The sequence below is a fragment of the Inquilinus sp. genome, assembly GCF_039594555.1.
In the GTDB taxonomy this organism is placed as follows: domain Bacteria; phylum Pseudomonadota; class Alphaproteobacteria; order DSM-16000; family Inquilinaceae; genus Inquilinus.
In genome coordinates this window covers 15804-29526 of sequence record NZ_JBCNNF010000031.1, presented here as the reverse complement: position 1 = coordinate 29526, position 13723 = coordinate 15804, and the positions used below count along the sequence as shown (strand labels likewise).

10 protein-coding genes and 1 tRNA gene are annotated in these 13723 nt (G+C 66.7%); 6 read left to right on the top strand and 5 right to left on the bottom strand.

The window, feature by feature from the left end; genetic code table 11:
- The first annotated feature begins 208 nt into the window (after positions 1-208).
- From ligD to ABDW35_RS05585, 4 genes are all read left to right on the top strand, one after another.
- Positions 209-2848 (top strand): DNA ligase D, encoded by a 2640-nt coding sequence (gene ligD, locus ABDW35_RS05600; protein WP_343712869.1) that lies wholly within the window; start codon positions 209-211, stop codon positions 2846-2848.
- Between the two features lie 644 nt (positions 2849-3492).
- On the top strand, positions 3493-5649 hold the full coding sequence (locus tag ABDW35_RS05595; RefSeq protein ID WP_343712868.1) for a polysaccharide pyruvyl transferase family protein: 2157 nt from the start codon (positions 3493-3495) through the stop codon (positions 5647-5649).
- A complete protein-coding gene (locus tag ABDW35_RS05590; protein ID WP_343712867.1) occupies positions 5642-7459 on the top strand; it encodes a polysaccharide pyruvyl transferase family protein in 1818 nt (605 codons plus the stop codon). Before ABDW35_RS05595 ends, ABDW35_RS05590 begins: the two co-directional genes overlap by 8 nt.
- The gene (locus tag ABDW35_RS05585; RefSeq protein ID WP_343712866.1) at positions 7459-8190 is read left to right on the top strand and encodes a class I SAM-dependent methyltransferase; all 732 of its coding nucleotides are present in this window, start codon (positions 7459-7461) and stop codon (positions 8188-8190) included. Before ABDW35_RS05590 ends, ABDW35_RS05585 begins: the two co-directional genes overlap by 1 nt.
- Positions 8191-8403: 213 nt before the next feature.
- Here the strand turns inward: ABDW35_RS05585 and ABDW35_RS05580 are convergent, their stop codons facing one another.
- The 5 genes from ABDW35_RS05580 to ABDW35_RS05560 all read right to left on the bottom strand — a co-directional run bounded on the left by ABDW35_RS05580 (position 8404) and on the right by ABDW35_RS05560 (position 12024).
- Entirely contained in the window at positions 8404-8595 is a 192-nt protein-coding gene (locus ABDW35_RS05580; RefSeq protein ID WP_343712865.1) for a hypothetical protein, read from the bottom strand.
- Between the two features lie 134 nt (positions 8596-8729).
- Positions 8730-8802: transfer RNA gene (locus tag ABDW35_RS05575), tRNA-Ser, on the bottom strand.
- Positions 8803-8982: 180 nt separating this feature from the next.
- The gene (locus ABDW35_RS05570) at positions 8983-10263 is read right to left on the bottom strand and encodes a tyrosine-type recombinase/integrase (protein ID WP_343712864.1); all 1281 of its coding nucleotides are present in this window, start codon (positions 10261-10263) and stop codon (positions 8983-8985) included.
- 411 nt (positions 10264-10674) lie between these two features.
- A complete protein-coding gene (locus tag ABDW35_RS05565) occupies positions 10675-11247 on the bottom strand; it encodes a hypothetical protein (RefSeq protein WP_343712863.1) in 573 nt (190 codons plus the stop codon).
- Positions 11248-11328: 81 nt separating this feature from the next.
- The gene (locus tag ABDW35_RS05560; RefSeq protein ID WP_343712862.1) at positions 11329-12024 is read right to left on the bottom strand and encodes a helix-turn-helix transcriptional regulator; all 696 of its coding nucleotides are present in this window, start codon (positions 12022-12024) and stop codon (positions 11329-11331) included.
- 716 nt (positions 12025-12740) lie between these two features.
- On the opposite strand from ABDW35_RS05560, the gene ABDW35_RS05555 reads away from it, so the two are divergent.
- Both ABDW35_RS05555 and ABDW35_RS05550 read left to right on the top strand, forming a co-directional pair.
- On the top strand, positions 12741-13106 hold the full coding sequence (locus ABDW35_RS05555; protein ID WP_343712861.1) for a hypothetical protein: 366 nt from the start codon (positions 12741-12743) through the stop codon (positions 13104-13106).
- Positions 13107-13236: 130 nt separating this feature from the next.
- Positions 13237-13722 carry a hypothetical protein gene (locus ABDW35_RS05550; RefSeq protein ID WP_343712860.1) on the top strand — a complete coding sequence of 162 codons (486 nt, stop codon included), beginning with the start codon at positions 13237-13239 and terminating at the stop codon, positions 13720-13722.
- The last annotated feature ends 1 nt before the right edge of the window (position 13723 follow it).

Below are 13723 nucleotides of genomic sequence, written 5' to 3'. Positions count from 1 at the left end.
CGGGGCCCGGACGTTGCGCTACGACGTGTTCTGGCGCGGCTACCTGGCCGACAACGGGCTGCCGCCGGCGGTCGAGAGGCTGCTGGCCATGCCCGGGGTGCAGGAGGGCGACTGGGCGCCGCGCTAGCCTGATGCGGGCAAGGGGCTTCCGGAACCGCTGCGTCGCGCGCATCGTTCGTCAAGACGACGCAACTTTCGGGCGAAGGCGATGGCCAAGGACAGCCTGTCGACCTATCGGCAAAAGCGCGACTTCGAGAAGACGTCGGAACCGAGCGACGCGAGCGGCGTCGCCCCGTCGGACCGGCTGCGCTTCGTCATCCAGAAGCACGCGGCGACCCGGCTGCATTACGACCTGCGGCTGGAGCTCGACGGCGTGTTCAAGTCCTGGGCGGTGACCAAGGGGCCGTCGCTCGACCCGCATGACAAGCGCCTGGCGGTGGAGGTCGAGGATCATCCGCTGGCCTATGGCGATTTCGAGGGCACGATCCCGAAGGGGCAGTATGGCGGCGGCACGGTCCAGCTGTGGGATCGCGGCTTCTGGGCGCCGGAAGGCCGCGCCTCGCCGCAGCAGCAGCTGGCGAAGGGCGAGCTGAAGTTCTCGCTGGAAGGCGACCGGCTGCACGGCAGCTGGGTGCTGGTGCGGCTGAGGCGGGACCGCACCCGCGGCAAGCGCACCAACTGGCTGCTGATCAAGCATCGCGACGAGCATGCGGTCGAGGCCGAAGGCGATGCGGTGCTGGCCGAGGACCGGTCCGTCGCCTCCGGCCGGGCCATGGCGGAGATCGCCGGCGGGCGCGGCCGTGGCCCGAAGCCATTCATGCTGGGCGGCCGCAAGACGGTGCGGGCGAATGCGGTCTGGGATTCGAATGCGAAGCCGGAGCAGGCGGTGGCCAAGACGCTGGCGCCGGCGCCCCGCCGCAGGAAGGCCGCCGCCTCGGCGATGCCGGATTTCATCCCGCCGGAGCTGTGCGTTTCGGTCGACCGGCCGCCCGGCGGGCCGGGCTGGGCGCATGAGATCAAGTTCGACGGCTACCGCCTGCAGCTGCGGATCGAAGGCGGCACGGCCACGCTGAAGACGCGCAAGGGGCTGGACTGGACGCATCGCTTCCAGGCCACCGCCGACGCGGCGAAGGGCTGGCCGGACTGCATCATTGACGGCGAGGCGGTGGCGCTGGACGAGGACGGCCATCCGAACTTCCCAGCCCTGCAGGTGGCGCTGTCGGAAGGGCGCAGCGGCGACCTGATTTTCTTCGCCTTCGACCTGCTGCATGAGGGCGACCGCGACTGGCGGCCGGAGCCGCTGGCCGCGCGCAAGGACCGGCTGAGCGCGCTTCTGCAGGAGCAGGGCTGCGACGCCACCACGCCGATCCGCTATGTCGACCATTTCGAGGAGGCGGGCGAGGCCGTGCTGCGTTCCGCCTGCCGGCTGCATCTCGAAGGCATCATCTCCAAGCGCCTCGACGCCGCCTACCAGTCCGGCCGCAGCGACCGCTGGACCAAGGCCAAGTGCCGCGGCGGGCAGGAGGTGGTGATCGGCGGCTGGTCGACCACCGGCAACCATTTCCGCTCCCTGCTCGTTGGCGTCCGCCGCGGCGACCATCTGGTCTATATCGGCCGGGTCGGCACCGGCTACGGCGCCGCCAAGGTGGAGCGGCTGGTGCCGCGGCTGAAGGCGGTCGAAGCCGACGCCTCGCCCTTCACCGGCCCCGGCGCGCCGCGGAAGGAGCGCAACGTGCATTGGGCCCGGCCGGAGCTGGTGGCCGAGGTCGAGTTCGCCGGCTGGACCGGCTCCGGCATGGTGCGCCAGGCTTCGTTCAAGGGGCTGCGCGAGGACAAGCCGGCCGCGGAGGTCGAGGCCGAAGCCCCGGCGCCGGCCGCCGAGACCGAGCTGGCGGAGCCGGTGCCGGCGAAGCCGGCGCGGCGCCGCGGCGCGTCGAAGGCGACCGTGATGGGCGTCGCCCTGTCGAAGGCCGACAAGGCGCTGTGGCCCGATGCCGGCGATGGCGAGCCGGTGACCAAGCACGATCTGGCGCTGTATCTGGAGGCGGTCGGCCCCTGGATGCTGCCGCACATCAAGGGCCGCCCCTGCTCGGTGCTGCGCGCGCCGGACGGGATCGGCGGCCAGATCTTCTTCCAGCGCCACGCCATGCCCGGCACGTCCAGCCTGATCTCGCTGGTGCGCGTGTCCGGCGACCGCAAGCCCTATATCCAGATCGACCGGATCGAGGGGCTGGCGGCGGTGGCGCAGTCCGGCGGGCTGGAGCTGCACCCCTGGAACTGCTGGCCCGGCGTTCCCGACCGTCCCGGCCGGCTGGTGTTCGACCTCGACCCCGGCCCCGGCCTGGGCTTCGACGCGGTGATCGAGGCGGCGCGCGAGCTGAAGGAGCGGCTGGAGGCTCTCGGCCTCGTCACCTTCTGCAAGACCACCGGCGGCAAGGGGCTGCATGTGGTGGTGCCGCTGGCCGCGGCGCGCGCCGGCGGGCCGGACTGGGCGGCGGCCAAGGGCTTCGCCAAGGAGGTCTGCGTGCGCATGGCCGGCGACGCGCCGGACCGCTACCTCGTCAACATGGCCAAGGCCAAGCGCCAGGGCCGGATCTTCCTCGACTATCTGCGCAACGACCGGATGTCGACCGCAGTGGCGCCGCTGTCGCCGCGCGCCCGGCCGGGGGCGACGGTGTCGATGCCGCTGACCTGGGACCAGGTGCGCAAGGGGCTCGACCCCAAGCGCTACACCCTGCGCACCGCACCCGGGCTGCTGGCGAAGAGCTCCGCCTGGGACGGCTATGACGAGGCTGCCCGGCCGCTGGCCGACGCGATCCGGCGCCTGGAGCGCAAGGCGGCCGCCTGATCTGCGGGAAACCCCATTATCCCGCGTCCGGTGCTGGAGAGCGACGCTCTCCTAGGAAGATTTGGGAATGAAAGCTTGTCGCACCCATCGCTTCGATCCAATGTAGGAACATGAGCGGCGATGCTTAAATAAAGAGCAATGAGGTTGCGTGTCAGATTTTCGATTAAAAGATAAATAAAATAAATTATTATCCTTATGCTCATGAAATCAGCAGACGAATTACTGGTTGCACCTCCAGATGAACGATGTCAAAAGGATTGAGTGGCCTGCGGCCGTATAACCCCAAGGATAGGTGCTAAAACCTGTCCGGCGCGTGATGCTCCAATGCCATCGCGCCTCATCTGGGATCTCAAACCCGGGGAAGCGGTCGCGATCATTGGTCTGTCCGGCGGTGTCCGGACGGCCGGTCGATACGGCCGCGTGCCTGAGTGAAGGGGAATCAGATGGAAACGAGCGACCGCCGGCGTCCCAGACCGAGACACGACGCCCCATAGCGCCGACTTCCGCGCTTTCCAGGGATGACGGCCACTGAACCCGCCCGGCCACGGCCCGGCGGGACGCGGAAAACCTTTGTCTGCACTGCGCCGGAATCCCGGAAGGCTGTCCGAGACCCCTTGTCCAAACCGGATTCCTGGAGGGGCCCCGTGGATAAGCACCACAAGGACATGATCGCGGCGCTGAAGCTGGCGTCGGGTGATGAAGTCCTCGTTCCGGACTATCTGTTCGAAGCCCTGTCGAATGCCCTGGCCAATGCCCGGATCATTCCGTACAGCGCCGTGACCCAGCTGAAATCGCCGATCCCGGACCACGCCATCGTGCACAAGGGGCTGATGCCCCGCCTGCCGCGGCAGGTGCTGCAGGCGCTGGTGATGCATGGCGACGTGCTGCACGCCAACGAGGTCTTCGTCGTCTTCGCCCGGCACGCCGCCGGCGCCGCCCGATCGGCGCTCGACGTCACCCGGCGCCGCCACACCCAGCCGGTGCTGGACTACGTCAAGCGCGACACCGGGGTGCGGCAACGACATGCCGGCCGGCGGGCGGTGGTGGTCTCTGCCTTCGGCGTCGGCAATGTCGGCGACGACGCGGTCAGCTTCGGCGCCCGCGAGGTGCTGTACCGCAACGGCTTCGACGCGGTCGACCTCGTCGGGCCCAACCCCGACTACGCCGTCATCGACAGCGCCGACCTGGTGGTGATCGGCGGCGGCGGGCTGCTCTATGACAGCAGCTTCAGCAACGTCTCGAACTACACCGCGCCGATCCGCTACGCCTATGAGCGCGGCATTCCCTCCGCCGTGCTCGGCGTCGGCACCCAGGGCATCCGCACCACGCTCGGCGCCGCCGCCTTCAAGGACGCGCTGTCCCTGGCGCGGCTGGTGACGGTGCGCGAGCGCAGCGACGCCACCCTGCTGACCGAGACGGTCGGGCTGAAGAATGTCCACACCACCGGCGATCTCGCCCTGCTGCTGGCCGACGGGCCGCGGCCGGTGCCGGTGCGGCGCGATCCCGGCCTGGCCGTGCTGTCGCTCAGCCACAGCCTGGAAAGCTGGCTGGCCAAGCGCGACAGCACCATCGACGCCTATCTCGACGAGACGCTCGACTCGCTCGGCCGGGGGTATAACAAAGTGGTCGGCGTCATCCATTCGGTCGATGACGAGGCGATCTATGAGCGGCTGCGGCAGCGGCGCGAGATCCAGGTGGTCAAGGCGGCCGATTACGACGTCTCGGCGGTGATGGACCTGTACGGCTCGGCCGGGCTGGTGGTCAGCTCACGCTTCCACGGGCTGCTGTTCTCGGTGATGGGGCGGACGCCGCTGATCCAGGTCTGCGGCCCGACCAGCAAGAGCGGCCGGGCCCTGGCCGAGCGGTTCCCGTCGCTGACCCGGGCCGCGATCCTGCTCGACGCCGCCAACCGCAACCTGCGCATCGGCGACGCCATCGAGTTCGCGCAGCCGGTCAGCGACGAGGAGCGGGCGGCGGCCATCGCCGGCGCGCGCGACAATGTCGATCAGTTCGCGGCCGCCTTCGACCGCAGGCCGGTGGTCGCGGTGGAGGCGCCGGCGATCGACCCGGCGCCGGCGGCGAAGGCCGCGCCGGCCTTCGACGAGGCCGACGCGCCGCCCGTGGCCGCGGAGCCGTCGAAGAACCAGGAGATCGTGCTGCCGGACCACGTCGTCGTCCGGACGTCCGATGCCGTGCAGCTGGCGGTGCCGGTCGACGGCGCCGAGGTCGAGCTGCAGGAGATCGAGGCCCGGCGCTGGCGCAACAGCACCCTGGCCTGCGCCGCCAAGGTGCTGAAGCCCGGCGACAAGGTGGTCGATCTCGACCCCGGCTTCCTCTACTTCGCCTCGGCCTTCGGCAGTCTCGTCTCCAAGGCCGGGTCGGTGTCGGTGGCCTATGAGAAGAGCAAGGGCGAGCCGATCCTGCAGCAGTACCGGGCCCTCAACGGCCAGGGCGACCAGGCGGCGATCGAGCTGTGCGACGCCGCCGATCCGACGCAGCTGTCCAAGGCCTGCGACGCCGCCGCCCTGGTGCGGCTGCGCCTGTCGGGCCAGGCGGCGCGCGACCGGGCCGACTGCGTCCGCGCCCTCCGGTCGCGCTCGCCGCATGTGATCCTCGAGGCGCCGGACCTGCCGGCGGTGCGCAACGCCATCGACGCCTTCCTCGGCTCCGAGATCGCCCGGGAGGGCCGGCGCATCTTCACCGTCGCCGAGTCCGATTTGGTCGAACGGCCGATCTACGAGATCAGCCAGCTCGACGAGACCACCCTGCTGCTGCAGCTCGAGGATCCGCACCATGGCTAAGGAAGCCGTTGTCGTCAGCTTCTATGGCGGCAAGCAGTACTACTACGACTCGGCCTACAACCTGGCCGAGGACTGCAAGAAGCTCGACATCGAGCATGATTTCGAGGAGGTGAAGCTCGGCCCCGACGCCAACTGGGCCGACATCTGCCGCTACAAGGTCAACTACTATTCCCGCAAGCTGGAGGAGTACAAGCGGCCGATCATCTGGGTCGACATCGACACCCGGATCATCAAGCGGCCGGACCCGTTCCTGAACTGCGAGAGCGATTTCGCGGCCTTCCTGAGGAACTTCAAGTATTTCCGGGAGTACGACCCGTTCATCTTCGCCCGCACGTTCCACCCCGGGTTCCTGTTCTTCAACTACACCCCGCCGGTGCGGCGGCTGCTGGAGCAGTTGGTGGAGCTGGAGAAGACCAGCAAGGAGCGCGGCACCGACGACTATTTCTTCGAGGAGGCTTGGCGGGCGCATTCCGAGCAGCTGCAGGTCACGCTGCTGCCGCCGAAGCGCCTGGCCTGGGGCGAGAAGCTGGGCGCCGCCGACGCCTGGTTCTCCTTCGGCGACAGCGGCAATGTCCGCGACTTCGTCAAGGAGGTGGCGCAGCACGATGCGCCGATCCTGGAGCCGACGCGCCAGTACCGCGTGCTCAAGGCCATCTCCGAGCAGGAGCTGAAGGCCGGCAAGATGCAGAACGCCGCGGTCTATCTGAAGAAGATGACCGAGCTGGACCCGTCGCAGGACGACCCGCTGAACACCCTGGCCCGCGTCGCCCGCCGGCAGGAGGGCGAGCAGGCGGCCCTGGCCCTCTATGAGGGCCGGATCGGCCAGCTGCGGCAGGAGGGCGAGTACAGCGACCGCCTGTCCACCCTGCTGCAGCGCGTCGTCGATTTCTGCATCGAGTTCCATCTGCCGGAGGAGGGGCAGCGCTACGCCGCCGAGCTGGCGGAGCACGGCACCGCCAAGGCCAAGGCCTTCGCCCAGGGCCGGATGCTGCGGCTGGGTCTGGAGGAGCGGGCCAAGGCCGGTGGCCTGCCGCTGAAGCAGCGGCCCCAGCTGTGGTGGATGGAGCAGCCCTATCCCGGCAATTTCGGCGACATCCTGAACCCCTATATCGTCGAGAGGCTGACCGGCCGCGCGCCGCGCTGGGTGGCGGCGGGCAGCGGCGCCCTGGTCATCGGCTCGGTGATCAAATTCGCCAAGAAGGGCACGCCGGTCTGGGGCACGGGCAGCCCGCGCCTGACCGACAAGCTGCACCCGCAGGCGGTGTACAAGGCGGTGCGCGGCCCGCTGACCCGGCGCCTGGTGCTCGACAGCGGCGGCAAGTGCCCGCAGATCTATGGCGACGTCGCCCTGCTGCTGCCGCAGCTGTACCAGCCGAAGGGCGTTAAAAAGCACAAGCTGGGCCTGATCCGGCACTTCACCCATGTCGCGGCGCCGCTGGAGGTGCATCCGGACGTCAAGGTGATCGACATCATGCGCGGCTCCTATGACGGCATCGAGGCCTTCCTCGACGAGGTGTCGGAGTGCGAGCACATCATCTCGACCTCGCTGCACGGGCTGATCGTGGCGCAGGCCTACGGCATCCCGGTCGGTTGGGCGGTGATGTCGACCAGCGAGACCCAGATCCCGGGCGGCAACACCAAGTTCGAGGACTACTTCGCCTCGGTCGGGCTGAAGGATGTCGCGCCCTTCGACCTGGCGGAGCTGGGCACGGTCACCCCGGACCACGCCCGGCTGTGCCAGTACATCCCCGAGCGGATGCCGGACCTGGCGGCGCTGCGCCAGGCCTGCCCGTTCCCGCTGGCCGCCTGATGGGGGAACCCGGGCCGGCGCCGCTGGCCGTGGTCCGCCGCAAGCGGGACACGGCCTTCCTGACCGAGGCGCGGGTGGCAGAGCTGGTCCGCCCCCGCCCCTTCGCCAGGGAGCCGCTGATCGCCGAGCGCGCCCGGCTGACGCAGGAGATGGGCCCGCTCGACCTGTGGGAGGGCTATCGCAGCTTCACCGCGGCCGAGGACAGCTTCAAGCGGTCCAGCAACAGCGTCCGCACCAGCCACAAATACGGCCGGGTCTATGTCCAGCTGGCGCGCCGGTTTCGGCCCTGGACGGTGGTGGAGATCGGCACCGCCTTCGGCGTCTCCGGCATGTACTGGCTGGCCGGCCTGCAGGCCAACCGCCGCGGCCGGCTGGTCACCTTCGACCCGAACCGGCAGTGGCAGGAGATCGCGCGCGCCAACTTGGCCGCGATCAGCCCGCGCTTCACCGCGGTCGCCGACACCTTCGAGGCCGGGTTCGGGGCGGCGCGGATCCGCTTCGGCCGCCCGGGCATCGCCTTCATCGACGGCATCCATGTCGGCGACATCGTCAAGGCGCAGGCCGAGCTGCTGCTCGCCCGCATCGCCAGCCCCTGGATCCTGGTGTTCGACGACATCCGCTTCAACGACGGCATGTATCGCTGCTTCCGCGAGATCGAACAGGCGGAGGGGGTGGTGTCGGCCGTGGAGATCGAGTCGCGGGTGGGGATTTTGGAGGTGGAGGCGGGATAGGCGTGCCGAAGTCGCACCTCGCCCGCGAGGGGCCAACGCGTCCTAAGCCAGCAATCTGCTGATGGTGGGAGGTCCGGTGGTGGGCGCGACTGGGATTGAACCAGTGACCCCTACGATGTCAACGTCGGGAACCCTGGCCCGGAGAGGCTTGATATCACTTGGATTTTCGCGGCGAACGCTTCGCCTGTGTCAAAGATGGGTCAATCGCAGCCCTCATTCGAACTCCTGCACCTTCAGAAACCCGTCCTTGATCGCGTCCCGGATGCCGTTCTCGACCAGCGTCCGCGCAACTGACACGACATCGCTTCCGTGGGTGCCCGTGGCAGCGAGCGCTTCGAGGTACTTCAGCGTAGCCACGTTGAACGTGATGCTCTTCCGCGTCGTCGGGGATTTGCCCTGAGCCACACGATGGCCCTCTAGTGACTCGAATTCGACTCGGATTCGTTACGAATTCGCGCCTTGACGTCAAGGCCTATTCCAGGCAGGATGCCAGGCACGAAAAGAAGAAGGGCGCCTCCTTGCGGAAGCGCCCTAGTACGAGGCCGGGGTCGGAATCGAACCGACATCTACGAGCTTTCCAGGCGGGTCGCATAACCATTCTGCCACCCGGCCACATGAGCGCCCCATTCGTGAGGATGGGGCGCTTGTCGTTTCAGAGCGGAAAGATACCGCATTGCCGGCACTGTAGCAATGGCTTGTGGTGAACTTGCCACAAATCACATCTACTGGACTTCACCCGATATGTAGTGTCGGAAACAACATTTCGGCATATATCTTGGAATACAACGTCGGCTAAGTTGCTGATTTTTGGACCTTTGAGGCCGACGTCACGCCATCGATTCCAATCGGCAGCGCATCGACCGCCGCGCGCTGCACGCTCGTCACCGTATGGGCATACCGCAGAGCGGAGCGCGGATCCCGCCAGCCACCCTGCGACATGACGGTGCGAAGGTCGGTGCCCTGCGATAGCAGAGTGGTCGACAGCTTGTGCCGGAACCAGTGCTGGGTGACCTGGGCGACGAGGCGGGCGTCCTCCCGGTGCTGGCGAGCTGCCGGAGGGTCTCCGGCGCGCCTGGCCAGTACCGAGCGGCGCAGCAGTACCTTGACCGTCCGGCAGCGCATCCCGCGATAGGCCGTCTTGTTCTGACCACCCATCCCAGCCTCGTAGCCTTTCCGGCTGTATGGCTTGCCCACGTCGGTCAGGAACAGCGGCTCTTCGCGGCTCTTGATGGCACCGCGCCGCTCCAGGTAGGCCAGGACAGCATCAACCGCCCAATCGTGCAGCGCGGCGGTCACCGAGTCGCCGTTCTTGGTGTCGTGGAACGTGATCTGCCCGCGGCCGTGGACGAGGACGGCATCGCACACCCGGCAGCCGTGGACGATCGAACTCACCCGGGCGCCGGTCGACCACTCGACGGCGAGCTGGGGGCGCATATGCCACCACGCGTTCTCGATCATCAGCGCGATAAGGTCGGGCCGGAGGTCGACGACTCGGCGGCGGCTGGGGCTTTTCGGCTTTCGCGCCTCGCTGTCCCGGTCGATCGCCGGCAGGCGGGTGATCCACTCCCGCGGCGACTCGGCACACCAATTCAGGAAGGTGAAAACGGCATCGAGGTAGCGTTCGCGGGTCTGCGGCTTGTTGCCGGCCTGGCGCTTGTCGATGAAGCGGTTCCATCGCTCGTCGGAGATCGCGGCGAGGTCATCCCGTGGGAAGCGGGCGGTGATCTCCTTGACGACGCTGACGTCGAAGCCGTTCAGCGGCCGGGTTCGCGGTCGGTTCAGGTACTGGTAGGCCGCAACCGAGAGCGCGACGGTCGGCTTGACGCCGTGGACGACTTCCCGCCGGATCGTGGTGCACCACCTGTCCCGGAGGGCATCGGCATCGCTCCGGAATTCAGGCCGGGCCGGAAGCTGAGTACTGCGGCGAATGCGGACTGAGCGTCCATCAACCCGAAGTGTGCCGATGACGTACCAGTGCCCCGCCCGCTCGACGATGCGGGGGCCAGGCGGCGCTTTGCGGTGTCTTCCTGCCAGATCGCCTCCCGGAGCGCCTGGTACTCGCTTTCGTCCCATCGGCGGCTCGCCCCGACATAGTGGTGGTGCTGCAGCCGCTGCTGTCCGGGCCTCTTCCGCCCATCTTCGGCGAGACGCCCTTCCAGCCAGCGGCGGGATTTTCCGAGTCGCGCAGCCACCTCGGCAAGGGGCATGTCGTCTGGAAGGCCGGCGGCTCGCGACGGTGGGGAGGCGACCATCCGGACGCTCCTACATCGGCGGCAGGGCGTTGGCGCCCAGCCAGTAGCCCGCCCCGATGCCGAGAGCGATGCAGGCGACGCCGGCGAGGATGACGATCGTGATGCAATCCATGCGGTGATGCTCGGATGGTCTCGAAGATGAAACGGAGCCGTGGCCTGGAGTTGGCCGCCTCATGGCCGGAGCCGCTGAATAAGACTCAGCCGCTCCGGTCATGGCGGTCATCGCAGGTCGTCAGGCGGCAGCCCTGTTGTTGCCGCCGCGAAGCTCGATCTTCACCGCCTCCCTCCACATGGCGATCCCGCTCGTTTCGCCGTGGATCAGTCTCTCGTAGGCGCCTGGGGCCGCATTCGAGAGATCGAACTTCAGCTCGTTCCATGCGCCGATGGAGAGACCGATCCCCGCAGTCCGCGCTTCAGAAATCCACGCCACGGCGTCGAACTGCTCGCGGGTTGGAAGCGGCCAGTGCTTCCGCTTCGGTTCGATCTTGTATCCGCGGCGCAGCAGTTCGTCGAACACGCGTTCGCGTCGCTCGGGTGTCGCGAGCCATTTTTCTGTGAGGGCATCATGACGCGCGTTTTGGGAGTCCGCCTCCAAACGATCCCCGCGGTAGCCGAGAGCCATTGACCTGCGGAAGTCCCAGTGATCGGCCGGCCACCTCTCGCCGTCCTCGTATTGGTAGAGGGAGAAATCCCAGCCCATGTTCAGCAGCCCGTCGATATACTCGTTGGGATCATCATGGGCGCTGCCGGGCAGCGGCAGAACGACAGGGTTCGTGGTTGGCTCTGTGATGACGTCACGCGGCATTGTCTTGCCTCCCCAGGTGGGCGCCTCTGAGGGCGGTCAGCGGTGGCTGACGAAGCTACAATGACAAAAATTTTGTAAATGTCAACTCGTCCCGCTGCCATCACCTAGCTTAGCATCGTAGAGGTCGGTGTAGGCGTCGGTCCCGATCCCGTGTCGAATGAGCAGTCTCGCCATATAGAAAAGATCCTGATTTAGCTCATCCGGTTCCGCTGCAAAGGGATCAGAGGCTCTAGTCGATGGAGTTTTCATCATGACCTCATCGGCGCTTCTTAAGAAAAGATCGTGCATCATGAGTGCTAAATTGAGAAACTGATAATATGTTATATTAGATCTAATAATGTCAGGATGCTTGTCTAGATAAGATGACATGTAGATAAGGAGGCGCCTCTTGATAGTGCGTGTTGCTGAGTCGCGAGCCGGTTCAACTATTCGGTTAAAAAGATCAGTAAAGGTTGCTCGATTATCTCCTCTCGTGTCTTCGTAGGTTGTGCCAAAGAGGGCGTCGACGTCCGAGGCGGTGACTGGAGGGCTCCCTTTGCCAATTAAAAGCTTGCGCAGTGCTGGGGCCATCTCCATCGGTAAGAATGGCCGGGTGAAAGCCGATTCGGTTTCATAATATCTATAGCCAGATGGACCTTTCAGGCCCAGTTCGGTTGCCATCTCACGCATAGTGAGGCCGGCGCGCTGGCGAAGCTGTCTTAAGCGTTGGGCGATGGGTGAGGCTCTCATGGTGGCAGTACCCTGCCCGATCTGAGAGGCAATTTCCTCGTCAATCACGTCGGCCTCGGACGAATGATAAATTCGTTGATATGAATAGCAAAAAAATTGTAATCCAGTTGCTATGAGCCATGCAGGATCCATCATTGCCAAGTTCGGCGGCGCGAGCAGCCTCGCTCGCACCCTCGGGCATCGACATGCGACCACTGTTCAGAGCTGGAAAAAGAGCGGAGTTATCCCCGCCAAACGACAGCAAGGCGTCCTCGATGCTGCTAAGCGGCTTGGGATCGATTTGTCGCCTGCAGATTTCTTCGAGGCCGGCGAGACGGTGTCGGACCGGTCAGAGGAGCGCGCGGCATGACGCGCTCCCGTGAATGCGGATTGGGTTGCCAACGCGTGTCGCGTCAGTCACACGGCCACAAGCTTCCTATGCCATCGGTGAGGCAACTCGTCGAAGGCGATGCCGAGGCGGCGGATCAGGTCGGTGATCGCCCATTGCAGGGGCAGCATCGCTCGTCCCCCAACGCTCGGGTCCACCTCGCGCCGGGGTCGGATCCATTCTGTCCGACCCCGGCCGCACCGGAACCGTACCGGGCGCTGGGGAGCCGCCCTCGGCACGCTTCCGATCTCTCCGGCGATTGCCGCCGGGCGATCCATGCTGGCGTGAGGGGAGGGCGTGTCAGCGCCCTCGCCATCGGTTCCGATCTGCTGCGTTCCAATGTCCATGGAGTCCCTCTCACCTGCGCTTCAATCGATAGCGCAGGAGCCGTTCCGAGATGCGACCCCATCCGTTCCGCGACGCGGAACAATTCGTTCCGAGCTACGCCGAAATGACAGCGGCCGATGGCATCGTTGATGAGATGCGCGAGCTGGTGCGCTTGGCCGCCTATCCGGAGGAACCCGGGGAGACGGTGAAGGGCTCCATCCGCAGGGCGTCGCGGCGCCTGCGCATCTCGTTCACGCAAGCCCGGCGGCTCTGGTACGGCAACCGCGCGTCAATCCTGGCGCACGAGGCCGACGAAATCCGCCGGCGTGCCGCTGTCGTCCTCCTGGAGGTCGAAGCCGCCGCCGATCGCAAACTCGAGATGGTCCGCGCCCGTCGCGCCGCCCTCCAACAGCGCGAGGATCGATGCGCCGTCTGATCGCCGCCGCCATGCAATGGACCTGTGCCGGCCTCTCGGACTGGTTCTACTGGCGTGCCAGGCGATGGAAGGCCTATCGCCTCCGCCTGCTGCGCAGGGCCCGCTGGCGCCGGAGCTGGAGGGTTCGGCAATGACGCCCCGCGATATCGAGCATCCGCTTGAGGAGCACTCCCTTGGTAAGGGAGTGCGCGAGAGTGCAGGCGACTTCGAGCATGTCGGTGATGCGCTAGCCCGGGCACTGGACACCATCGCCCGGGGGATGGATCCGACACTGGCGGAGATCGAAGCGGCGGCGATGGTCATGATCGCGAAGATCATGCGCTGGCCTCTGGAGCCGGAGGCTTGGAGCGATGCCGGCACCCTGCCTGATGACGAGCCGGATCCGTTCGCGGAACGAGGGGAGGCGATCTCACAGGAGGCCCTCGACGAGCGGCTGAAGGCCCTTGCCGAGATGGTGCCGCCGACCGACCCGAAGTCGATCGAGATCTACGGCATCGCGGCCAATGCGGGACCGAGAGCCGCCAGGCAGGCCATCCTTGATGCACTCTCGCGCGGAGAGTTGAGCCGGAACCAGGCCAACACGCTGGCTTGGGTGCTTGCCCTGGGGAGGCTCTGAG

Bases quoted from the DNA above. Each gene is read 5' to 3' on its own strand.
- ABDW35_RS05555 (WP_343712861.1), top strand. From the start codon at position 12,741: ATGCGACCCCATCCGTTCCGCGACGCGGAACAATTCGTTCCGAGCTAC.
- ABDW35_RS05570 (WP_343712864.1), bottom strand. From the start codon at position 10,263: ATGGGACGAAAGCGAGTACCAGGCGCTCCGGGAGGCGATCTGGCAGGA.
- ABDW35_RS05550 (WP_343712860.1), top strand. From the start codon at position 13,237: ATGACGCCCCGCGATATCGAGCATCCGCTTGAGGAGCACTCCCTTGGT.
- ABDW35_RS05565 (WP_343712863.1), bottom strand. From the start codon at position 11,247: ATGCCGCGTGACGTCATCACAGAGCCAACCACGAACCCTGTCGTTCTG.
- ligD (WP_343712869.1), top strand. From the start codon at position 209: ATGGCCAAGGACAGCCTGTCGACCTATCGGCAAAAGCGCGACTTCGAG.
- ABDW35_RS05590 (WP_343712867.1), top strand. From the start codon at position 5,642: ATGGCTAAGGAAGCCGTTGTCGTCAGCTTCTATGGCGGCAAGCAGTAC.
- ABDW35_RS05585 (WP_343712866.1), top strand. From the start codon at position 7,459: ATGGGGGAACCCGGGCCGGCGCCGCTGGCCGTGGTCCGCCGCAAGCGG.